The following is a 22,183-nucleotide window of genomic DNA, read 5'->3' as shown; positions in this document are numbered from 1 at the left end:
TCGATTAGAGGAACGGAAGCCAGGTAATGCAGCAATTACCCGGTTTCCGTTTTTTTGCGCGGACATTATTTTGCGGACATTATTACATGAACTACAAGCATTCCGTTATGGATATGCCACGCTCGGACTCGTATAATCAACTGGTATATAGCAATATATTTATGTGAATTTGAGTCAGGAGGTGGTCCTGTTGGAGAGTCGATGGGCTATAGTTACGGGTGCTGACCGGGGCGTTGGGCTGAGTCTGGTTAAGGCACTGCTGGAGCAGGGTTATCATGTGTTGGCCGGGCAGTATCTGCAGGAGAGCAATGAGGCCTTGGAACAGCTGAAGGCAAGCTATGAAGAGCAGCTGCAGGTGCTGAACCTGGATATAAGCGACGGAGATAGTGTACAACAAGCTGTCGAGTCTATTGCAGCTTGCACGGACCGGGTGGATATTCTGATTAACAACGGGGCGATTCTGGGTGATATGAAGATGACGGTTCAGGATACGCTGGATTTCGAAGAAATGGAGCAGGTCTTCCGGGTGAACACACTAGGCTCGCTGCGAATGTCGAACGGTTTAATTGATTCTATTCTCCGGAGTGACAGCAAGCTGATCGTTAACATTTCATCAGAAGCAGGCAGTATTGGAACCTGCTGGCGCAACAGCTGGTACGCTTACTGCATGTCCAAGGCCGCGCTAAATATGCAGTCTCAGTTAATTCAGAACCAGATTGCGGCGCAGGGCGGCAAGGTTATGGTTATCCATCCGGGTCATGTCCAGACTTATATGCAAGGGAAGCTGGATACAACCGGGAGCCTCACCGCTGATGAATCAGCCGGGTCTATTCTTCGGCAGATCGCGAATCGCCTGAAGCCGGATTACGGACAGCAAGAGCTTACTCTGATTGACTATGCCGGTAATACGCTGCCCTGGTAAGTGGTGAGGATTCAATATCATTGAAAAATCCTGCACAAATTACAACAATTTGCTCATTTTTCCGGCGCCAATCCGCCATTGTTGTATGAAATGCAGCAATTCTTCGCTTCCCAGTGGCTAATTATAGAAGAAACTTGCCTGAAGTTTAGCTTTCGGGCTTTTTTTAATGGGATCGTATAATATGAAGCTGAGAGCCCGTCAGCAATTATATGTGGAGGTGTGTGTAATGGCAGAACAGAAGTACAGGCCGGAGGTAAGCATTGAACCTTGGGATGCCGGAGATTTCGGATTGCTGCAGCAATTGAATTCTCCCGAGATGACAGTGTTCCTTGGAGGACCGGAGACGGAGGAGAAGCTCCTGTCCCGTCATAAACGTTACTGTGAGATTGCCGGAACTGGAACAGGGAGAATGTTCAAGATCCTGTTGCAGCCAGAGCGAGAAGTAGCCGGCAGTGTAGGTTACTGGGATCAGACTTGGCATGGGGAACCGGTGAATGAGATCGGATGGAGCGTGTTAACTGCTTTTCAAGGACAAGGTATAGCTGTAGAAGCAACCGTTAAGGCCATAGCTAGGATCCATTCAGAGCAGAAGCACAAGTATATTCATGCTTTCCCCAAAATCAGCCATCCTGCTTCTAACGCCATTTGCCGTAAGCTTGGCTTCACATTTATGGGTGAATGTGATTTCGAATATCCTTTAGGCACGATGATCCGGTGTAACGACTGGAGATTAGCTCTGGACCTGGAAGTTAATTTTAATAGACATTTTCGTTAAAATAGTACATTACTGTACTTTTTAGGCGAAATCATAAATTGTATTACAAAGAGACTCGAGTATAATAATAGACATGAATTTATTTAAATAAAGGGTTAGCCAACTTGTTTGGTTGACCCTTTTTGGCGGAAGAATAATAAGCGTCCAGAAATGATCAGGAGGAGTACACAATGGAGATTACAGATGCCGCAAAGAAATACCACGAAAGAATGTTTCCGGGTTATGAATCCAAGCTTAAGGTAACAGATCCCGAGTTTATCGAGCGGTTTGATAATTTTGCATTTGATGAAGTGGTTCATCAGGATGATTTGGATGACCGGACCCGTATGATGGCCATTCTATCTGTATTAATCGGCTGTCAGGGAATCGATGAGTTCAAAGCTATGCTGCCCGCAGCCCTGAACTTTGGGGTTACACCGGTGGAAGCCAAGGAAATTGTCTATCAGTCCGTCGCTTATCTCGGCATTGGCAGAGTTCTACCCTTCCTGCATGTCCTGAATGATGTATTGTCTGCGGGAGGTGTGGAGCTTCCTCTACCGGGGCAGGCCACAACCACTATGGAAACTCGTCTTGAAGCGGGGATTCAGGCGCAGGTGGATATTTTTGGCGAGAGTATGCAGGAGTTCTGGAAATCAGGCCCGGAGGAGAGCCGGCACATCAATCAATGGCTTGCGGCTAATTGCTTCGGCGACTACTACACCCGGCAGGGACTGGATCTCAAACAAAGAGAGATGATTACGTTCTGCTTCCTGTATGCGCAAGGCGGTTGTGAACCGCAGGCGACCAGTCATGCCGCAGCCAATATGAGGCTTGGAAATGATAAGGAGTTATTGATCAAGGTCATTTCTCAATGCCTGCCTTTCATCGGTTATCCGCGCAGTCTGAATGCGCTCCGGTGTGTGAACGAAGCAGCAGCGAAATGATAGTTAACAGGAGGGTTGAATGATTATGCACAAAAGAACATGGCTGATTACAGGTGTCAGCAGCGGGTTTGGTTATGTGATGACGCAGCAGCTCCTTGAGCAAGGGGACAAGGTAATCGGAACGGTCCGCAACAAAGAGAAGGTAGCCGGTCTTATTGAGAAATATCCGGATACTTTCATATGCGAGCTGCTGGATGTGACCGATGTTCCTGCCATCCGGAAGCTGGTCGATGATTCTTTTGACAAATCCGGAGTGATTGACGTGATCGTAAGCAACGCAGGTTACGGTTTGTTCGGCGCAGCCGAGGAACTGTCTGACGCTGAGGTGGATCATATCATCGCCACGAATCTGACCGGCCCGATTCAGCTCATCCGTTCCGCCCTGCCACATCTGCGCGCACAGGGCAGCGGTCGTATTATTCAGCTGTCTTCCTATGGCGGACAGGTTGCCTTCCCGGGCAATTCGATGTATCACGCTACGAAGTTCGGCATTGAGGGCTTCTGTGAATCTGTGGCCCAGGAGGTCGCTGCTTTTAACATCGGGATTACACTCGTAGAACCGGGAGGAGCCCGTACCGAATTCCGCTATGGCAGCGCACAGGTTGCTTCATTAATGCCAGAATATGAGGGGAATCCTGCGCACGGCTTTTTGAGCATGCTGGACGGTTCGAATGGACTGGCTCCCGGCGATCCGGCGCGTATGGCTGCCCGTATTATCGAGAGTGTGGACGTAGAGCCTGCACCGATGCGTATGGTGTTAGGCTCCCAGGCATTGGCCGCCACCCTGTCGACCCTTAAGAAGCGTGTTGCTGATTTTGAGAAGCAGACCGACTTAGCTGCCTCAACGGACTTTCCGGCTGGTGAATAACCGGCACTAATCAGACGGGGTTAAAATCACTTATAACTATTAACTTAGGAGGAATTACAAATGGAGTATGTAACCTTAAACAACGGAGTACAAATGCCGATTCTGGGCTATGGAGTCTATCAGATTTCAGATCAGGCGGAATGTGAGAAATGTGTGCTGGATGCCCTAAGCGTAGGCTACCGTTCCATTGATACCGCACAAGCTTACCGGAATGAGGAAGCCGTTGGCCGTGCTATTAAAAAGAGCGGAGTTCCCCGGGAAGAATTGTTTATCACAACCAAAGTATGGATCTCTAATGCAGGCTATGAACAAGCTAAAGCTTCTGTTGAAGAATCCCTGCGAAAGCTGCAGCTGGATTATTTGGATCTCGTCCTGATTCATCAGCCGTTTGGGGATTACTACGGAACGTACCGTGCATTAGAAGAGCTGTATAAGGCCGGTACCCTTAGAGCAATTGGTGTAAGTAATTTCTATCCGGACCGATATATCGACCTTGTGCAGTTTACTGAAGTAGTGCCGGCTGTAAATCAGGTGGAGACCCATGTCTTCAACCAGCAGGTCAAAGCTCAGGAAATCATGGAGAAATACCATACGCAGATTGAATCCTGGGGTCCTTTTGCCGAAGGGAAAAACAATTTGTTCACCAACACCACCTTACAAACGGTGGGCGAACAATATCATAAATCCACGGCCCAGGTGGCGTTGCGCTATCTGATTCAGAGAGGCGTGGTAGTCATTCCCAAAACAGTTAGCCGAAACAGAATGGAAGAAAACATGAATGTATTTGATTTCGGACTGACGCCGGAGGATATGGCTCAAATCGCAGCACTCGATACGGACGAAAGCGCATTTTTCTCCCACTACGATCCGCAAGTCGTTGAGAATCTCACTGGCTACGGGAAACAGGGTCTGGAATAAATTTCATACGAAGTAGCGATGCTCGAATTGAATAGCAAGTTTTAGAGGGCTACCGGGATTTCCCGGGGCCCTTTTTCGTTTAAATAACATCAAAGTGAATCTTGCCGTTCCTATTCTACTAGGTTACAGTCAAGATTGTATAAGACGGTATTCCGGATCTGTGATATAATCCTACTCTAAAATAAACGAGCAAAATTACTTCAAGAGGTGCAATCATGCGGTTTCATGAATTTTATATCGGACAAGTATTTAGAACCAAATCTCTAACCTTATCGAAAGAGGATATCACCAGATTTGCCGGCGAATTTGATCCGCAATATATGCATCTGGATGAAGAGAAGGCAGCGCAAGGCCGATTCAACGGAATCATTGCTTCGGGAATTCAGACCCTGGCTGTGTCGTTTAAGCTGTGGGTGGAGACAGGCAGTTATGGCGATGAGGTTATTGCCGGAACTGCGATGAACAACATTAAATTCATGCGCCCCGTATATCCGGGTGATGAATTGTATACCATGGTTGAAGTGACCGGGGTAGAAGAGAAGCGGAATGCAACAGGCCTGGTTACGGTGTTATTATCAACGTTCACCAGCTCAGACGATCAGGTTTTTGAGGGCGAGCTGTCTGTGCTGGTGAAGCAGTGAAATCTTTTATTCTCTTAATGCTCTGAAGAATTCACGGATGTCTTCCGCCAGAGGCGCGGGATCTTCCATGGCTGTGAAATGTCCGCCGCGGGGCATGGTAGTCCAGCGGGTGATATTCAGATTGCGGTCAGCCCATTCCCGGGGCGGCAAGGCCACATCTCCCGGGAAAATAGCTATACCGGTAGGCACCTCAATGCGCCCGAGAGGCGGCAGTGAATGCGTGTTCTCGTAATAGATATTCGCTGTTGACCCTACTGTATTGGTAACCCAATAGATCATAATATTCGTAAGCAGTTCATCCTCGCTAAAGCTGTTCCTTAGGTCACCCTTGCAATCACTCCATGCATGGAATTTCTCAATAATCCAAGCTGCCAATCCTACAGGTGAGTCGTTCAGTCCGTAGGCAAGCGTCTGTGGTTTCGTCGATTGAATCGACATGTATCCGCCTTCATCAGCCATCCATTTCGAAGTATTCTTGATGTACAGGAGCTCTTCTTCAGTCAACCCCGACTTATCCTGGACAGCCAGAAGATTCCGGATGATACCGATGTCGGTAAGATGTATGCCGGTAAGAAGTTCAGGATGGTTGAATGCCAGATACCGTGTAACACCAGAGCCGATATCCCCGCCTGCCGCAGCGAATTTCGGGTAGCCCAGATGTTCAGTCATTAGTTTGGCCCACAGCTCAGCCACATAAGCATTATTCACACCAGTGCGTTTCAGTCCATTAGAGAAGCCGAATCCGGGCACGGAAGGGACAATGACATCGAAGGAGTCTTCGGGATTCCCGCCATAACGTTCAGGGTCCGTAAGCATAGGGATAATCTTCTCGTATCGCACAAAGCTGTCCGGCCATCCGTGCGTAAGGATAATCGGCTGCGGATTAGGGCCTTTACCGCGCTCGTGCACGAAATGCAGATCGATTCCATCGACGTTACAGCGAAAATGTGACAAGCGGTTCAACTCGGCTTCTCTGGCGCGCCAATCAAACTGCTCCCGCCAATACGTAACGAGCGACCGTAAATAACCCTGATCCGTACCCCGTTCCCAGTCGGAACCCTCTAATGGATCGGGCCAGCGGACATGATCCAGTCTGTATTTCAGGTCTTTAAGAACTTCCTCAGACACCCGGATTTGAAAACGTTCAATCGGCATATTGCTCTCTCCTTAAGTGTATTAGCTACAGCAACGATATAACTATAGTATATCTTTTCAAAATCATGAGGCAATGCCGTAATCAAATGCTAAGGATAATGCTAAGGATATTAGAAACAAAAGAAACCTATACCACCTGGAGGGATGCTAAGCATGAACGAAATGAATCAGGAGTATATCGTGATATCCGGTGCAAGGGAGAACAATCTTAAGAACGTATCCTTGCGTATCCCGAAACGGAAAATCACCATCTTCACCGGAGTATCCGGCTCCGGCAAATCATCCATCGTCTTCGATACGATTGCTGCTGAATCCACGCGGCTGCTGAACGAGAACTTCAGCATGTTCGTGCGAACCTTCCTTCCGCGTTATCCGCAGCCGGATACAGACGGGATCGAGAACCTGAGCATGGCTGTTATCGTAGATCAGAAGCGGCTGGGCGGCGGTTCTCATTCCACGATGGGTACGATAACCGACATCTCGCCTATTCTCCGTCTGCTGTACTCCAGGGTGGGACAGCCCCATGTAGGCGGAGTGAACATGTTCTCGTTCAACGATCCGCAAGGGATGTGTCCCGAATGTAACGGGATCGGCCGCAAGCTGGGGGTCGATATGAGCCGGGCAGTAGATATGTCGAAATCGTTGAATGATGGAGCCCTCATGCTGCCGGATTATGCAGTCGGCGGCTGGGATTGGAGCATGATCGTGCAGGCGGGTGACTTCGATCTGGACAAGAAGCTGAGCGAATATTCAGATGCGGAGCTGGAACAGCTGCTGTATGGCAAGGCCAGGAAAGTGAAGATGGATTTTGCCGGGAAGGCAACCAACATTACGGTAGAAGGTGTTATAGAGAAGTTCACGGGCAAGTATATCAAGCAGGATGTGAAGACCAAATCTGAGCGTACGCAAAAAATGGTTGCCCCGTTCATCACCGAAGGCAACTGCTCCAGCTGCCATGGAGCAAGACTTAGCCAGGCTGCGCTCAGCTGCCGGATCAATGGAAGGAACATTGCGGAGCTGTCCGCTATGGAAGTCGGGCAGCTTATCCGCACCATCCGGGAGATAGAGGAACCTGCCGAAGCTCCGGTCGTCAAGTCGCTGGCGGAGCGGCTGCAGCATCTGGTCGATATCGGGCTGGACTACCTGACGCTGGACCGTGAGACCGATACGCTATCCGGCGGAGAATCACAGCGCGTCAAGATGGTGAAGCATCTAAGCGGCAGCCTGGTGGATGTCACCTACATCTTCGATGAGCCCAGTGTTGGGCTGCATCCGCGGGATGTCCACCGGCTAAATGAGCTGCTGGAGAAGCTCCGCGACAAAGGGAATACCGTCATTGTCGTTGAACATGATCCCGATGTGATCAAGCTGGCGGATCATATTGTCGATGTCGGGCCTCACGCCGGCAGCCGGGGCGGTAATATTGTCTATGAAGGAAGCTTCCAGGGCTTGCTGGAGTCAGGTACACTGACAGGCACCCATATGAAGCGGCCGCTTCAGCTGAAGCAGGACTGCAGACCGTCTTCCGGCAGGCTGTCCATCCAGAATGCCTCTCTGCATAACCTGCAGAATGTAAGTGTGGATATTCCTGCCGGCATACTGACAGTGGTAACAGGTGTCGCAGGTTCGGGCAAAAGTACGCTGATTAATGATGTCTTCCTCAGTCAGCATCCGGATACGATCGTTATTGACCAATCGGCGATTGGCGTCTCAACACGCTCCAATCCCGCTACCTACACGGGGATTATGGATGATGTCCGCAAGGCTTTTGCCGCGGCCAATAAGGTGAATCAAGGGCTGTTCAGCTTCAACTCCAAGGGGGCCTGCGAGAATTGCCAGGGACTTGGTGTCGTGTATACAGACCTTGGTTTCCTCGACAGCGTGAAGCTGCCTTGTGAAGTATGCGGAGGCAGACGGTTCAAGGAGGAAGTGCTTGCCTACAAGCTGAACGGCAAATCCATTGCTGAGGTCCTGGAGATGACTGTTGAGCAGGCTCTTGAGTTCTTCCAGCTCAAAGAGGTGGTGCGCAAGCTTCAGGCTATGAGTGATGTGGGACTGAACTATATTACACTCGGCCAGCCGCTCAGCACGCTCTCGGGCGGAGAATGCCAGCGCATTAAGCTGGCCAGCGAGCTGCATAAGAAGGGCAGCATCTATGTGATGGATGAGCCGACGACCGGCCTGCATATGTCCGACATCGGCCACCTGCTGGAGATCATGAACCGGCTGGTGGATGCCGGCAATACGGTGATCGTCATCGAGCATAATCTCGATGTGATTAGCCAGGCAGACTGGATCATCGACATGGGGCCGGACGGAGGCAGCAAAGGCGGAGAAGTGGTGTTTGAGGGCACACCTTCGCAGATTATTGATGCGGAGCATTCGATCACGGGGAGATATTTGGCGTAGTTATCGTCTGGAACCCGCATTATATGCGGGTTTTTCTTTATAATGCTATAAATTATTATAGATAACTCCATCTTCAGAGCCAGAAATGAGATTGACCGTAGATAAATAGAAAGATACCATAGAGTTGATGCAATCACCTTTTCTTGGAAATGTGGTTATGTTAGACGTTAACACATGAAGTATAATTCTATTTCACTAAATAAATCGAACTTAAAAATGTCCTGCTCATTAGAAGCCTACGCCTTCAAATCTATTGAGAGTAAGTAACTAATGTGGAGTCCATAGCAAATAACTGTACTTCGTACAGTTAAATCATGGAGATAAATCTGATTTGACGGTTTAATTGTATTCTGTACAACTAAAAATAGCGGAAAGTCTTCTCTTACGAAATATGATGATTCTAATTGTAGAAAATACAATTAAAACACTCTCAACGCAATAATCGATCGCTTTAGTTGTACATAATACAGTTAAAGCTTACGTGCATGCTCGTTACGGCCAGCCTGCAGTTCAAGCAGGGAATAGGAGGAGTGATAATGTTTAATTACTTTGTAAAAATCATACCAAAGCATGAGAAAACCATCCCCGGCGAAAAAGAGAGAAATGCAATTAAAAATCAAATGAGATTAATGACCGTTAACAAAGAAATAAGTGAACAGCTATATAATGAAGTAACATTTATAGATAGTGGATCGAATTTTGAAGGGATTAGATGCAATCATTGTATGACGTATTTAGAACCCGATTGGTGGGTTGAGCAAATGGATACAAAAAGCTCCAACCAGTTTAATGATTTATCAATAATTTCACCTTGCTGCGCCTCGGCCTTATCATTAAATGAATTGTATTATATTTGGCCAATGGGTTTTGCAAAATATGTTATTGAGATCATGAATCCCGAAGAAGATGAAGTGATTAGGATTGAACAATTTATAGAAAATATAAACTACAAATTAATAAGAGCGCATTACTAGAAATCCCAAAGTAAATATAGAGGCGATACAACATTAAACTATTCTTTATCTGCAGCCGGAATAAGTGGCGCAGTTTGACTGCTGAGAAGATTTTTGACGGATATAACGGTTACGAAGCAAGGTCGGCAGGCACGGAAGAAGGAGCAAGAATAAAGGTGACCGAAGGACATATCGGATGGTCGGATCTGATATTCGTAATGGAGAAGAAGCATACAAGAAGGCTAAGGGACAAATTTGCAGACTCCCTAAGGAACAAACAGGTAATCTGTCTTGATATCCCGGACGACTATAGATTTATGGATGAAGAACTAATAGAAATCCTGAAATCCAGAGTATCTGAATATATTGAAGTTCCTGAATAAAGCAAATACAGAATGAAGTGGAATCGTTGAAAGCGTGAGGTGAACCAATGGACAGAATAGCCAACATCAGATCCGAAGAGAAGAAATATCATGATGACTGTTACGATACATACGACTTATTCAAGCCAGGGTCTTGGCTTCACAGGCCTGTTAAGACGGTGATCAGCCTTTTAGAGGAATATAAGGAGCGGGAATACTTAAGTGTGCTGGATTTGGGATCGGGGATCGGCCGGAACAGCATGCCTATCGCTGAATCTTTGAAATATAGGGATGGTAAAGTAGTGTGCGTTGACCTGCTGGAATCGGCTATAGATAAACTGAATAGCTACAGTAAGGAATTTGGAGTTGAACAATACATAGTGTCAAGGTTATCCGATATTGAACAGTTCACCATTGAACCAGATGAGTATGATATTATCGTAGCCGTATCTTCTTTAGAGCATATCAGTTCGGAACAGGCATTGGAGCGGAAACTGCAGGAAATGAATGCCGGAACGAAACAAAATGGAGCGAATTGTATTATTATCGCGTCGAACATTCGTGAAGTTAACCTCGCACAAGCGGAAGAACTCGATCCCATGTTTGAAGTGAATCTAACTACGGCAAGAATGTTCGAGCTGCTGGATCAGCAGTATGCCGGCTGGGAAGTTGAGCAACGCTTCGTAAAACCGCTGGAATATGAAATCAGCAGAAAGGGTGAACCTGTTAGGCTGACTTCGGATTGTATAACGTTTGTTGCTAAGAAGAGCTGATCTTATGGGCGGCCGCTGAAAAAGTCCAATAAGATCTCTAAGAGACATTCTCCCCATTTTTCCGAGGAGAATGTCTCTTTTTTTCGGTATAATTAAAGGATCAAATCAAAGGCTGGTGGTCTTCATGCTTCCTGAGCAGCAGAGTTTTATCTTGAGCCCGTATATCGAGCTTTACAATATACTTATTCCTAAAGATAACTTGCTGCGTCGCATGGACGAGCTGGTAGATTTTAGCTTTGTTTATGAGGAACTGAACGAAAGGTATTGCCATGAGAACGGTCGAACTGCAGTAGACCCGGTCCGAATGTTTAAATATTTACTGCTCAAATCCATTTATGACTTATCCGACGCCGATCTGGTGGAACGCTCTAAAACCGACTTGTCGTTCAAGTTTTTCTTACATATGGCTCCGGAGGAAGGGGTCATTGACCCCAGTCTACTGACCAAATTTCGCAAGCTGCGACTGAAAGATATGAAGTTACTCGATCTGCTCATTGGTAAAACGGTAGAAATCGCCATTGAAAAAGGCATCATTCGCAGCAAAACCATTATTGTAGATGCCACTCATACCAAAGCCCGATATACCCAAAAGAGCCCACAAGAAGTGCTGCGAGAACGCTCTAAAAAGGTAAGACAAGCGATCTATACCTTAGATGAATCCATGAAAAGTGCCTTTCCGGCTAAACCTGTTACAAATGTGCTGGAGGATGAAATCGGATATTGCCAGCAGCTCATTGCAGTGATTGAGCAAGACGGACGATTCACAGGGCTGCCCAAAGTCAGTGAGGCGTTAAACCTGTTGAAAGAAACGATTATTGACGACGCAAAACATCTGCAAACCTCTACCGATCCCGACGCCAAAGTGGGCCACAAAAGTGCGGACTCCTCCTTTTTCGGGTATAAAACGCATATCGCGATGAGCGAAGAACGAATCATTACGGCAGCAACGATTACGACAGGGGAAAAGTCGGATGGGAAAGAGCTACAGACCCTCATTGAAAAAAGCAAGGCCGCAGGCATGAACGTGGAAACGGTAATTGGAGATACCGCCTATTCCGAAAGAGATAACATTGCGTACAGCACCGAACATGAAATTGAGCTTGTGGCCAAATTACATCCAATGATTACCCAAGGAAACCGCAAGAAGGAAGATGAGTTTGAGTTTAACAAAGATGCGGGTCTGTATGTCTGTAAGGCCGGGCATATGGCGATACGTAGAGCACGGCAAGGGAAAAAAGGTCAGGGCAAAAACCAAACGAACACTTACCATTTTGATATTGAAAAATGCAAGCGATGTCCGCTAAAGGAAGGCTGCTACAAAGAAGGCGCCCAAAGCAAAACGTACTCGGTGAGCATAAAGAGCACCGAGCATGTAAAGCAAGCTGAGTTTCAGGAAAGTGAAGCATTTAAGGCCAAAGCTAAAGAACGATATAAAATTGAAGCCAAGAATAGTGAACTCAAACACAGACACGGGTACGACATTGCGTTCTCCTCGGGTTTGGTTGGCATGGAAATTCAGGGAGCCATGGCGATATTCACTGTCAATTTAAAACGAATATTGAAACTCATGGAGTAGCCAAAGTTAAAGAAATAGGCGAGAAAAAGACGACATCCATTCGAAAGAAACAGAATGGATGTCGTCTTTTTGATACGCATTCTTGCTTTTACCAAGAAAGGCGAGTTTTTCAGTGGCCTCTCTTATGGGGATCAGCTTTTTATTTTGACCGCTGACACGCAAGAGAAATTTCATTATTTCTGTCCAACTGTGACTATACGCACCACCCCTTCTGTTCAATCGTCTACATTAAAAGTATAGCGTTAAGCTTTTCATAAACTTCCGGAATTTGATTTGAATCCTCCTTTTTGTGTGGCAGCCGTAATAGAATGAGGTTGCTGATAAGGATTATCAATCAAACATTGGAGGTTAACAAAATGAGTACACAATTCAAACAAATCGCCGGGGATACTTACTGGGTAGGCAAAATAGATAACCGTCAGGTTCCGTTTCACCGCCTGATTCTGGCTAAAGGAACAACCTATAATTCCTATCTGTTAAAAACGGGCAAGCCGACCGTGATTGATACGGTAGATATGGAGTTCGGCCGTGAATATGCCGAGTGTCTCGCCGGTATGATTGACCTCATGGATATTCATTACATCGTAATTAACCATACGGAGCCCGACCATTCCGGCGGCCTGGCAGCCCTTGCATCCCAGGCGCTAAATGCCACGATCGTGTGCACGGAAATCGCTGTGCCGGAACTGCAGGAAATGTATAAGCTGCACAGCCGGAACTTCCTGGTCGTTAAAGATGGCGATACGCTGGATATCGGCGGGAAAACTCTGCTGTTCAAAGAAACGCCGTACCTTCATACTGCCGAGACGATGATCACGTATTGTATCGAGGATCAGATCCTGTTCCCCTGCGATATCTTCAGTACACATGTAGCTGTGGAGAATCTGTTCAGTGATGAAGCGGGATTTGATATCACCGAAGATTACAAGGGCTATTATGCCGCCATTATTCATCCGCACAGAAGATATGTAAGAACACTGCTGGAAGCGGTCAAGGATCTGGATATCCGCATGATTGCCCCATCCCATGGATTCCTGATCCGGGAGGATATCCCTAAATTCATTGATCTGTACGCCACGATGAGCCGCGAAACGACTCAGGGTAAAAAAGCAGTCATCGTATATACCACCATCAAGAACAGCACGAAGAAAATGGCCAAAATCATCCAGGATTGCCTGCAGGAGAATAATATCGGAACAGAAGTCTGGGATGCGGATAAAAGCAGCACTGCGGATATTCTGAACAGCATTGCTTCTGCAGACGCGGTCTTTATCGGCAGCTCTACTAAATATGCGGACATGATCGGGAACCTGGAGGATGTGCTGAAGGAGCTGCAGCATATGAATCTGGAAGGCAAGCTTGCGGCATCCTTTGGCTCGTACGGCTGGAGCGGAGAAGCCATCGAGGTCATTCAGGACTATCTGAACGGAACGAATATGACCGTGCAAAGCACTTCGGAGGTCATCAAAACCACCGGCATGACACATGTTGAATTCCCGGTTAGAGTAAGATTCTCCCCTAAAGAGCCAGAGAAGGTCCAGAAAATTAAAAATGCGGCTGAATTTGTATCGGATCTGCTGCTGAGCTCAATTTAGGGAGGAGGAACAACTCATGACGAAGCATTATGTAATCGTCGGCGGCGGCGTCTCCGCCGTCCATGCGGCCAAAGCAATCCGCGATCAGGACGCGGAAGCAGAAATATCGATACTAGGTGAGGAAAGCGGGCTACCGTATAACCGGATTAAGCTGACCAAAGGCCTGTTCACCGACCTGCACAGCGAGAAGGTGCTGATCAAGAAAGAGAAGTGGTACCGGGATAACCGTATAAACGTCAAGACCTCAACCCGGATCACCTCGATCCAGCCTGATCGCCGGATGGTAGAGACAGAAGACGGCCAGCGGGTGGAGTATCATAAGCTGCTGTTGTGTATGGGCGCGAGGAACCGCGCACTCTCTATCGAAGGTGCCGGACTTCAGAATGTCCACACCATCAGAGACATGAACGATGCGGACCGGTTAAAAGATAGTCTGCAGGATGGAAGCCGCGTAGCCGTAATTGGCGGAGGTGTCCAGGGCATCGAGACGGCTTGGGCCTTGTTCGAAGCAGGTTACGAGGTAACCGTGATCGAATCAGCCCCGTCCCTGATGGGCAGACAGCTGGACGGGCACTCCTCCAGCCTTCTTAAGGAGACTCTGGAACAATCCGGAGTGAAGGTGATTCTGCAAGCAGGGATAACCTCTATTACGGGTACAGACTATGTTACCGGAATTACGCTGGACGATGGTTCTAATCTCCCGTGTGACCATGTTGTATACTCTATCGGAATTGTCCCGAACACTGCGCTTGTTAGCGGCTCGGCTATTCAAGTCCGGAACGGCATTATTGTAAACGAACAATTGCAAACCAGCGATCCGAACATCTTTGCTGCCGGTGATGTTGCTGAAATTAACGGGTATGTTGAAGGACTATGGGGCGGTGCAATAGAACAGGGAAGGATTGCCGGCAGCAACATGGCTGACAGTCTGACCGTTTACCGCAGAGCGGTTCCGGTTACTTTGTTTAATGCTTTTGGGATTTCTCTGTTCTCCATTGGCAACACAGATGAACGGCAATGCGATGTGTCGGTCAGCGGAGAAGAGAATGGCGCCTATACGCGGATCTATGTGAAAGATAATACAATTACCGGTGCGTTATCCTGGCAAGGAGCCGCTGCCTCCCTGACGTATAAGTCGGCTGTAGAACAAGGGATCAGCCTGACCGGAATTCATCTTGACGGCAATAACATAGAAGCTATTATGGCTGAAGTACTATCCCGATTAAACTAAAAAACTACCTATTAGGAGCTGAGAAGAATGAAGAAATACATCTGCACACCCTGCGGCTATATTTATGACCCGGCAATAGGCGATCCTGATGAGGACGTAGAAGCCGGCACCGCGTTTGAAGATTTGCCTGAAGACTGGGTATGTCCGGTCTGCGGAGAGGATACAAGTCACTTCGTAGCAGTTGAAGATAAGAAATCTGTTACTCATTAGAGTAAGCAGCTTCTAAATACTACATTTCAGGGGGAACGGTATGAAAGAGCACTCCTGCCAGCACGCCGCAGAACCTTGTACACGCAAGGTACCGATTTTTGCTGCATTGACGGACGATGACCTCACCAGAATTAGCGCCATGATTAAGCACCGCAAGTTTACCAAAGGTCAGCCGTTAATTCTTGAAGGGGCGCCGTCAGATACGCTGTACATTATTCAACAGGGGCATGTGAAGCTATCCAAAATGACTCCTGAAGGCAAGGAACAAATCCTGCACATACTGACGAATGGGGATTTCTTCGGGGAGCTTAGTATTTTTAACAGTGATGAGCTTAGTAATTTTAACGCATATGCCCTGAAAGACACTAATATTTGTATGCTGACCCGGAATGATATGGAGCAGTTAATGACGGATAATCCGGAGATCTCTCTACGGCTGCTGAAAAGTGTAACCAAAAGACTCGCCCATACGGAGAATCTGGCGCAGAGCCTGGCGACCAAAGATCCGGAGATCCGGATTGCCTGCATGATCATGGAACTCAGTGACAAATACGGCAAGCGGCATGGAAGCCGTATTCATATTGATCTTCCACTGTCCCGTGAAGAGCTGGCTAGTTATGTCGGGGTGACCCGCGAGACCATTAGCAGGAAGTTCTCCAGGTTTGAGGATTCGGGCCTGATCAAGCTGATTGGTAATAAACAGATGGTACTCATGGATCCGGCCGGTGTAGAGAAGTATATGGGAAATTGAATTATAATAAAAGCGGCATTTCCACCATTAGATAATGGGGAGATGCCGCTTTTGAATACCCGGATTAGTTAAGGTGATCTGACTCACATCAATCGTCACGGAACGCCTCATCCAGCAGCATAATCTCTGCTCTTCTGCTGACAGCCTGATTTCCCAGCTTAACATCAATGATGAAGTCATTGCTCAGCATCTGGCGGTACCGGGCGATAATGTCCTCTTCCGGCAAATCAGCCATCTGTTTCGTTTCCGGGGGGATGACCTGTATTCCGGACTGCTCAGCTTGCTTAATATTGCGTTTAATATCAGCAGCAATCTTGCTCAATGTACTGTAGCTTCTTGCAGTCTCCAAATCCACCATACCCGTACCATCCTCCGTATAAAAGTGCTTGTTGACTGCTGCCAGGGCAGCGTGTGAGATATGGAAGGCCTTCATATGGGGTTCGATTATATAAGTAAGACCCGCATGCTCAAGGAGTCCGGCAAGACGATTCACTCTTTCGGTCGTCTGTCCATTGATTTCACCAAATATAGTCCCTTGACCAGGCTCCGTTCCAAACTGGGCGTAGAGCACACCGTCTTTGAGGTCTCCGCCAGCACCCGGGAAGCCTGGGAGCAGCCGCTCGCCTACGATTTCAAGCCAGGATTCATAACCTACCGTGTTGGTCAACGTAATAATGGTTTGGCTTCTGTTATTCTTAATCGACTCAAGAGCAGACTCCGCCTGATCATACCGGACCGGAACTAAGATGAAATCATAGATGTCATCGTTATCGAGCTCCGCAATTACCTTCACCGGAATTTGCTGTATCGTGCCTTTCTCATTGTATCGCAGACCCTTCTTCTGGAGGGCATCCAGCCGCTTGCCCCGGGCCAGTAAGGTAACGTCAAGTCCTGACCGTGCGAACCGGAGTGCGTACACACTGCCAATCACTCCAGCGCCAACGATTAATATTCTGTCTGAATGTATATTCAAGTTCATCTGTCCTTTCAGTTAGGTAACACGCATTGTTTAAACAACACATGTCTGATACGATTGATGATAGTCCGGCATTCTGTTGATTTCAATCGGCAGACTCGGGAATAAGTCGGTTAAACAACATAGATTAAGATTTGATGTCTAAGCAGGGGGAGTTAGCGATGGTTAACCAGATAGACCCAAGGGTTGTGCGCACTGGGCAGCTGATTAGAGAAGCCTTCCGGGAGTTGCTGCGCCTGAGAAGCTTCGATACGATCACCATCAAAGATATCGCAGAGAGAGCTACCATTAACCGCGCCACATTTTACACCCATTACGAGGATAAATATGCGTTGCTGGATGAAATCATCGAACAGGCTTTCCGCAAGATGATTCCCGGACCCGTGGAGCATGCGCTGGAGTTCACAGATGAAATATGTAACGAGCTCATCCTGATGACTTACCGGTACATTTTGGATTTTTATGAGATCTGCCGGATGGATTCCAAATCGATTGCTACGCTGGTAGACGAGAAGATCAAGCAGCTGCTGCAGCAGATTATTGAGCGCATTTTTGTAAAAGGAGATCATCCTCATTCCGCAGACCCCAATCAGACAACAATTCTGGCGGCCATGACAGGGTCAGCGATCTATAGCGCAGCGTATCAATGGTTCAAAGCCGGGGAGAAGGAACGGACGGATCTCCTTGTAGACATCGTACGTCCCTATGTGATGAACGGTCTGGGCCTACATTATATATAACGATAAGCTGCTCGTGTTCAGGCACAGGGACTACCCGGAAGCTGGTGTGCAGGTTCCTGCCGGGACTTTAGAATCGGGCGAGAGTGTAGAAACGGCATTATTTCGGGAAAAACTGGAGGAATCAGGAATAACGAAGGATGAGCTGCGGCTAGTCAAGCATTTGAAGACGTATCTGTACTACGCGGCGTATAAACAACAACATCATGAAAGACATGTGTATCAGTTAGAGTTAATTCAAGAGCGCCCGGCCCAGTGGGAACATACGATAGAAGCATCCGGAGAAGACTTAGGTCTGACCTTTGAATATTTCTGGATTCCGGTGCATGAGGCTGAACTCGCCGGCGGGCAGGGAGAATGCTTAGAATTATGCTGTTAGATTGCGCTGTAATTAAAAATGTGGATTTCAATTACCCTAACTGTTAATATAATAATATTTGCAAAAGTTAAGGTTACAGGAAAATGAGGACGACGGAATGAAGAAGATTGTCAGCCATAAAGCTTATTTTATCGGAATGCATGTACTAATATTTATCCTCTTATTTACAACACTGTACGCTTCCTTCCCGGCCATCCGGGTTAAAGTGAAAGAAATCATCGATCCGGCGGAAAAAGTATATACGATCGCCCACCGTGGTGCGTCCGGATATGCTCCGGAGAACACGATGCCGGCCTTCGAGCTGGCGCGTGAAATGGATTCCGACTCGATTGAGCTGGATATCCACCTGACCAAGGATCAGATTCCTGTTGTCATCCATGATGATACAGTCAACCGAACGACCAATAGCAAAGGGTATGTTAGGAACATGACGCTGGAGCAGATCAAACAGCTGGATGCCGGGTCGTGGTTCAATAAGGCGTATCCGATGTTTGCCAGAGAAATATACGCAGGGACCACCATTCCCACCCTCGATGAGGTATTCGAAACCTTTGGCAAAGATATCAGCTATGTCCTTGAAATCAAGGAATCAACGCCAAAGATTAATATTGAAGTCCTCTTGAATGAATACATTAAGAAATATGATCTGGAAAAAGTAGTGGCCATACACTCTTTCAGCGCAGCCAGTCTGCGAAAGTTCCATTCCATCAACCCGGATATTCCGCTGTACCAGCTTGTATGGAATGATTATACCTCGGTAAGACTTACCGAAGCTTATCTGGCGGATGTGAAGTCCTATGCTGTCGGCATCAGCCCGAATTTCCAGGGGACCAGCGCGTCTTATGTGGCGCAGATAAAGCGGGCGGGACTTAAGGTCATGCCCTATACCATTAATTATCAGCTCAATATGGATAAAGCTTATTCTTGGGGTGTAGATGGAGTCTATACCAATTTCCCTGACCGTTTCCATGAAGTCATTGAGACGAACAGGAAGAACGCGAACTGGTAACTTAGCAGAGAGTGTGGAGAGTGTGGAGAGTGCGGAGAGAAAATGCGGATTTTCTCATTTCATAGCACAGGGTCCAATTCTTGTTCTTTACGGAGGACAAGAATTGGACCCTGTGTGTATATTGGACAAGAAGAGCAGGTTTCTTACAACGAACTAAACACAATATTACGCAGCTTGCGAGTGACCGGCAGTGTGCCGGCATCTTTTTTCTGAATCATGAACAGGAAGGTAAGGCCGTCCTGCGGACTGTTGGTGAAATAAGCTCCAAGCCAGCCGTCCCAGCCGTATTCACCCTGGCCGCCGATCACTCCGGCTTTTCCGGTGTCTTTCAGGATACGCATCTGGTTGCCATAGCTATACCCCTGCAGGGAATGCCAGGTATCGAAGCCTTTTTGCTGCCCATCGCTTAGAACAGCTGTAGTCATATATTGAACGGTTCTAGGCTTGAGCAGCTGAACGCCGTTCAAGCTGCCCTGGTTCATCAGCATGGTGGTGAACTTGGCAGCATCGTCAATCGTTGATAGCAGGCCCGCTCCGCCTGACTCGTATGCCGGTTCCCGGTCCATATGATGGTAGATGCCCAGATGGCTCTCCGCATACAGCTTCAAGCCGCCTTCGCCGTCCTCCTGGTAGACTCTGGCCAGGCGGTTTCTTTTGTCTTCAGGCAGCCAGAAGCCGGTATCCTGCATTTGCAGCGGGTTGAATATTTCCTTCTGCAAAAATTCGCCGTACCGCATACCGCTAACCGCTTCCACAATGGCTCCCAGAACATCCGCTGAGGTCCCGTACTGCCAGAACGAACCCGGCTCGAACGAAAGCGGGCCTTCACCCAGACGGGTGGCGAATTCCATGGTGCTCATCCGGTTATCGCCGTGCAAGCGGCTGTCCAGCTCCTGAAACAAAGCCTCCGTGTGCAGAGCGGCTTTGTCTGTTCCTCCTCCATATACCAGTCCCGAGGTCATATTCAGCAGATCATGAATGACAACCTCCCGGCTGACAGGCACCAGTTCTCCGTTCTTTTCGACCAGCTGGTTCTTGAACCCTGGAATATAACGGCTTACCGGATCGAACAAATCGATCTCTCCGCGCTCAAGCAGCAGCATGATGGCGGCCGATGTAACCGGTTTCGTCATCGAGTATAGACGGAAGATCGAATCCCGGGTGATAGGACGTCCCGCTTCGACATCGGCTAAGCCGTCTTCGTGATAGAACACCTCGCTGCCGTCCTTGATGACCATCAGGTTCGCACCTGCGATTTCCTGGTTACCGATACTTGCTCTTAATGTTTTTTTCAATAGGCTGGTTGTGTTTGAATCTAGCATGTTCCTAAAGTCTCCTTTTCCGGATAAGTTCCCTGAAGCCAAATCAGATATTGTCATTACACTACTTGAAAATATTAAACTCTTTTGGACAGGTTGTATAGAGGCCAGAATTTCAATCTGAATATCCGGTACAATTGGTGGCACACTGATTATAGGCATAATAAACGCAGTCTCTCTTTTAACCCTTCCCAGATTTCCTCCGGCGCTTCCTTAAGTCTGATATCTCCGCCCAGGAAAAGCAGCCAGTTTATGATTTCCGCCAGTTCGTCGGGCATATCCGCATGGATATACGTCTTGAGAATGGCTGTGCTCTGGTAAGGATTCGTATAGGAGAGCGATACCTTCAATGGATGATATTTTTTGAATTGGGCAATCGCCTTGGGGCCGAGTTCAAGAACGAGGTTGACTTCTTCTTCCTGACTGCTCAGTTTTTCCAGGATCTTTTTCCTGCTTAATCTTTTTTTATCCGGATTTAGGACAACATCGGTGACTTGGTCCACAGGAATAATCCGCTTCCTTTCATCGTTTAAGTCGAAGGCCTCAATCAGCCAAAAGCTTTTCTCACGATAGAGGCGTAAGAGATAAACGGGATAAACCTGGAGGAGCTTCGCTTCTTCGCTGGTAATCAGCAAATAGCGGTCAACCAGGAGGATCTGGATCAGCTTCTCAAGCATGGGGTGGGGGAGATCAGACAGATCAAGCAGGTCAGGATTGTTCGGGTTGGTCCCTTCAAACAGCAGAATTTGATTCAGAAGAAACAGGTCCTCCTGCTGGTTCTCCGAGACGAGTCCGAGTAATTTTTCCGTTAGAGACTGACGGCTCTTGAGATAAGGGAGCTGCCCGTTTCTTGTGGCCATGAAGGCAATGAACAGGGCTTTGAGCTCATTATCTGTAAACCGGACCACGGGAAGGACAGAATTGCGCATCACAGAATACCCGCCATCCCGTCCAACTTCAGCGACAAGCGGCATCCCCAGCGCCTCGATTTCCCGGATATCCCGAATCGCAGTCGAACGGGAGATGTTAAATTCCTGCATGATTTCAGTAATAGTAAAGTGGGCCCGGTTGTTAATATACCGCATGATGACATTAACCCGTTCAACTTTTTTCATCGCGTCTCCTAAACAGTTTCATTTTATGACATGATTTAAGACTATCATATACATATCAAGACAAGAAGACAAATTTCAAATACAAAGGATGGTTGCAGACATGGCAAATTACACGTTAGAGGAAAAAGACAGCTTCATCGTTATCGGTTTGGGCACGGAGCTTAAGAGCGATTACACGGACTATGCCGGTATTAACAAAGAAAAGTCAGACTTCTGGCAGGCCGTCAGTGAAGATGGAAGGCTCGATAAGTTGAAGGCGATGGCCGTGAACGACTATATTTTTGCCGTGAGTGAAGCGGTGAACAACAAAATGATGTATTATGCGGGTGTCATGACCGAAGCAGCTGCGCCGGAAGAGGCCAGAGTTATCCAGTTTCCTAAGGGTAAATACCTGGTGGTTAGAGGGGAAGCGGCAACGGCTGATGAACTGAATAATAAGCTCGCCGGAGTTGCTTTTGGTCAAGCTCTGCCGGAAGCGAAGGATGTCGCCTATGTGGGCGGGCCCAATACATCGGTTGAGATGGGGCAGCAGGATGGTCAGGTTGTAGGTGAAATGTGGATTCCTGTTGTAAGTAAATAACGGGTT

General features: G+C 47.7%; 23 protein-coding genes. 19 read left to right on the top strand and 4 right to left on the bottom strand.

Annotated elements, in window-relative coordinates; all coding sequences use genetic code 11:
- Window positions 1–190: 190 nt before the first annotated feature.
- From NSQ73_RS15530 to NSQ73_RS15505, 6 genes are all read left to right on the top strand, one after another.
- Window positions 191–922, top strand: a complete 732-nt coding sequence (locus NSQ73_RS15530; protein ID WP_445669515.1) for an SDR family NAD(P)-dependent oxidoreductase — start codon at window positions 191–193, stop codon at window positions 920–922.
- Window positions 923–1,148: 226 nt separating this feature from the next.
- The gene (locus NSQ73_RS15525; RefSeq protein ID WP_340987159.1) at window positions 1,149–1,697 is read left to right on the top strand and encodes a GNAT family N-acetyltransferase; all 549 of its coding nucleotides are present in this window, start codon (window positions 1,149–1,151) and stop codon (window positions 1,695–1,697) included.
- Window positions 1,698–1,867: 170 nt separating this feature from the next.
- Entirely contained in the window at window positions 1,868–2,620 is a 753-nt protein-coding gene (locus NSQ73_RS15520) for a carboxymuconolactone decarboxylase family protein (protein ID WP_340987158.1), read from the top strand.
- Between the two features lie 25 nt (window positions 2,621–2,645).
- Entirely contained in the window at window positions 2,646–3,488 is an 843-nt protein-coding gene (locus tag NSQ73_RS15515; RefSeq protein ID WP_340987157.1) for an SDR family oxidoreductase, read from the top strand.
- A gap of 60 nt (window positions 3,489–3,548) precedes the next feature.
- Window positions 3,549–4,406 carry an aldo/keto reductase gene (locus NSQ73_RS15510; RefSeq protein WP_340987156.1) on the top strand — a complete coding sequence of 286 codons (858 nt, stop codon included), beginning with the start codon at window positions 3,549–3,551 and terminating at the stop codon, window positions 4,404–4,406.
- Window positions 4,407–4,621: 215 nt separating this feature from the next.
- Window positions 4,622–5,047: a MaoC family dehydratase gene (locus NSQ73_RS15505; RefSeq protein ID WP_042137298.1), complete on the top strand. Its 426-nt coding sequence runs from the start codon at window positions 4,622–4,624 to the stop codon at window positions 5,045–5,047.
- Between the two features lie 6 nt (window positions 5,048–5,053).
- Here the strand turns inward: NSQ73_RS15505 and NSQ73_RS15500 are convergent, their stop codons facing one another.
- Complete coding sequence (locus tag NSQ73_RS15500) at window positions 5,054–6,202, bottom strand: epoxide hydrolase family protein (RefSeq protein ID WP_340987155.1); 1,149 nt, start codon at window positions 6,200–6,202, stop codon at window positions 5,054–5,056.
- A gap of 153 nt (window positions 6,203–6,355) precedes the next feature.
- On the opposite strand from NSQ73_RS15500, the gene NSQ73_RS15495 reads away from it, so the two are divergent.
- From NSQ73_RS15495 to NSQ73_RS15455, 9 genes are all read left to right on the top strand, one after another.
- A complete protein-coding gene (locus tag NSQ73_RS15495; protein ID WP_340987154.1) occupies window positions 6,356–8,611 on the top strand; it encodes an excinuclease ABC subunit UvrA in 2,256 nt (751 codons plus the stop codon).
- Window positions 8,612–9,147: 536 nt separating this feature from the next.
- Entirely contained in the window at window positions 9,148–9,585 is a 438-nt protein-coding gene (locus NSQ73_RS15490; RefSeq protein WP_340987153.1) for a hypothetical protein, read from the top strand.
- Between the two features lie 32 nt (window positions 9,586–9,617).
- Window positions 9,618–9,947 (top strand): low molecular weight protein tyrosine phosphatase family protein, encoded by a 330-nt coding sequence (locus NSQ73_RS15485; protein WP_340989287.1) that lies wholly within the window; start codon window positions 9,618–9,620, stop codon window positions 9,945–9,947.
- A gap of 47 nt (window positions 9,948–9,994) precedes the next feature.
- Complete coding sequence (locus NSQ73_RS15480; RefSeq protein WP_340987150.1) at window positions 9,995–10,699, top strand: class I SAM-dependent methyltransferase; 705 nt, start codon at window positions 9,995–9,997, stop codon at window positions 10,697–10,699.
- Window positions 10,700–10,823: 124 nt separating this feature from the next.
- Window positions 10,824–12,275 carry an IS1182 family transposase gene (locus tag NSQ73_RS15475; RefSeq protein ID WP_206101644.1) on the top strand — a complete coding sequence of 484 codons (1,452 nt, stop codon included), beginning with the start codon at window positions 10,824–10,826 and terminating at the stop codon, window positions 12,273–12,275.
- Window positions 12,276–12,631: 356 nt separating this feature from the next.
- Window positions 12,632–13,870, top strand: coding sequence for an FprA family A-type flavoprotein (locus NSQ73_RS15470; RefSeq protein ID WP_039307916.1), 1,239 nt, complete (start codon window positions 12,632–12,634; stop codon window positions 13,868–13,870).
- A 16-nt stretch (window positions 13,871–13,886) separates the two neighbouring features.
- Window positions 13,887–15,101, top strand: coding sequence for an NAD(P)/FAD-dependent oxidoreductase (locus NSQ73_RS15465; RefSeq protein WP_340987148.1), 1,215 nt, complete (start codon window positions 13,887–13,889; stop codon window positions 15,099–15,101).
- Window positions 15,102–15,128: 27 nt separating this feature from the next.
- Window positions 15,129–15,311, top strand: a complete 183-nt coding sequence (gene rd / locus NSQ73_RS15460) for a rubredoxin (protein WP_340987146.1) — start codon at window positions 15,129–15,131, stop codon at window positions 15,309–15,311.
- A gap of 40 nt (window positions 15,312–15,351) precedes the next feature.
- Complete coding sequence (locus NSQ73_RS15455; protein WP_340987144.1) at window positions 15,352–16,062, top strand: Crp/Fnr family transcriptional regulator; 711 nt, start codon at window positions 15,352–15,354, stop codon at window positions 16,060–16,062.
- Window positions 16,063–16,150: 88 nt separating this feature from the next.
- Here the strand turns inward: NSQ73_RS15455 and NSQ73_RS15450 are convergent, their stop codons facing one another.
- Window positions 16,151–17,035, bottom strand: coding sequence for a ketopantoate reductase family protein (locus NSQ73_RS15450; RefSeq protein WP_340987143.1), 885 nt, complete (start codon window positions 17,033–17,035; stop codon window positions 16,151–16,153).
- Window positions 17,036–17,199: 164 nt separating this feature from the next.
- Between NSQ73_RS15450 and NSQ73_RS15445 the strand changes: the two genes are divergently transcribed.
- From NSQ73_RS15445 to NSQ73_RS15435, 3 genes are all read left to right on the top strand, one after another.
- Entirely contained in the window at window positions 17,200–17,778 is a 579-nt protein-coding gene (locus tag NSQ73_RS15445; protein WP_340987142.1) for a TetR/AcrR family transcriptional regulator, read from the top strand.
- A gap of 13 nt (window positions 17,779–17,791) precedes the next feature.
- The gene (locus NSQ73_RS15440; protein WP_340987140.1) at window positions 17,792–18,154 is read left to right on the top strand and encodes an NUDIX domain-containing protein; all 363 of its coding nucleotides are present in this window, start codon (window positions 17,792–17,794) and stop codon (window positions 18,152–18,154) included.
- Window positions 18,155–18,251: 97 nt separating this feature from the next.
- Window positions 18,252–19,163, top strand: a complete 912-nt coding sequence (locus tag NSQ73_RS15435; RefSeq protein ID WP_340987139.1) for a glycerophosphodiester phosphodiesterase family protein — start codon at window positions 18,252–18,254, stop codon at window positions 19,161–19,163.
- Window positions 19,164–19,306: 143 nt separating this feature from the next.
- Here the strand turns inward: NSQ73_RS15435 and NSQ73_RS15430 are convergent, their stop codons facing one another.
- The gene (locus NSQ73_RS15430; protein WP_340987138.1) at window positions 19,307–20,485 is read right to left on the bottom strand and encodes a serine hydrolase domain-containing protein; all 1,179 of its coding nucleotides are present in this window, start codon (window positions 20,483–20,485) and stop codon (window positions 19,307–19,309) included.
- A gap of 149 nt (window positions 20,486–20,634) precedes the next feature.
- Complete coding sequence (locus NSQ73_RS15425; RefSeq protein WP_340786113.1) at window positions 20,635–21,597, bottom strand: helix-turn-helix transcriptional regulator; 963 nt, start codon at window positions 21,595–21,597, stop codon at window positions 20,635–20,637.
- A gap of 100 nt (window positions 21,598–21,697) precedes the next feature.
- Here NSQ73_RS15425 and NSQ73_RS15420 point away from each other — a divergent pair, with 100 nt between their 5' ends.
- Window positions 21,698–22,177 carry a GyrI-like domain-containing protein gene (locus tag NSQ73_RS15420; protein WP_042137324.1) on the top strand — a complete coding sequence of 160 codons (480 nt, stop codon included), beginning with the start codon at window positions 21,698–21,700 and terminating at the stop codon, window positions 22,175–22,177.
- Window positions 22,178–22,183 lie beyond the last annotated feature (6 nt).

The organism is Paenibacillus sp. FSL R10-2736 (genome assembly GCF_038000245.1).
Classification (GTDB): Bacteria; Bacillota; Bacilli; order Paenibacillales; family Paenibacillaceae; genus Paenibacillus_AQ; species Paenibacillus_AQ phytohabitans.
Note: the sequence above shows the minus strand (reverse complement) of the source record. Positions and strands in the feature narration are given on the sequence as shown.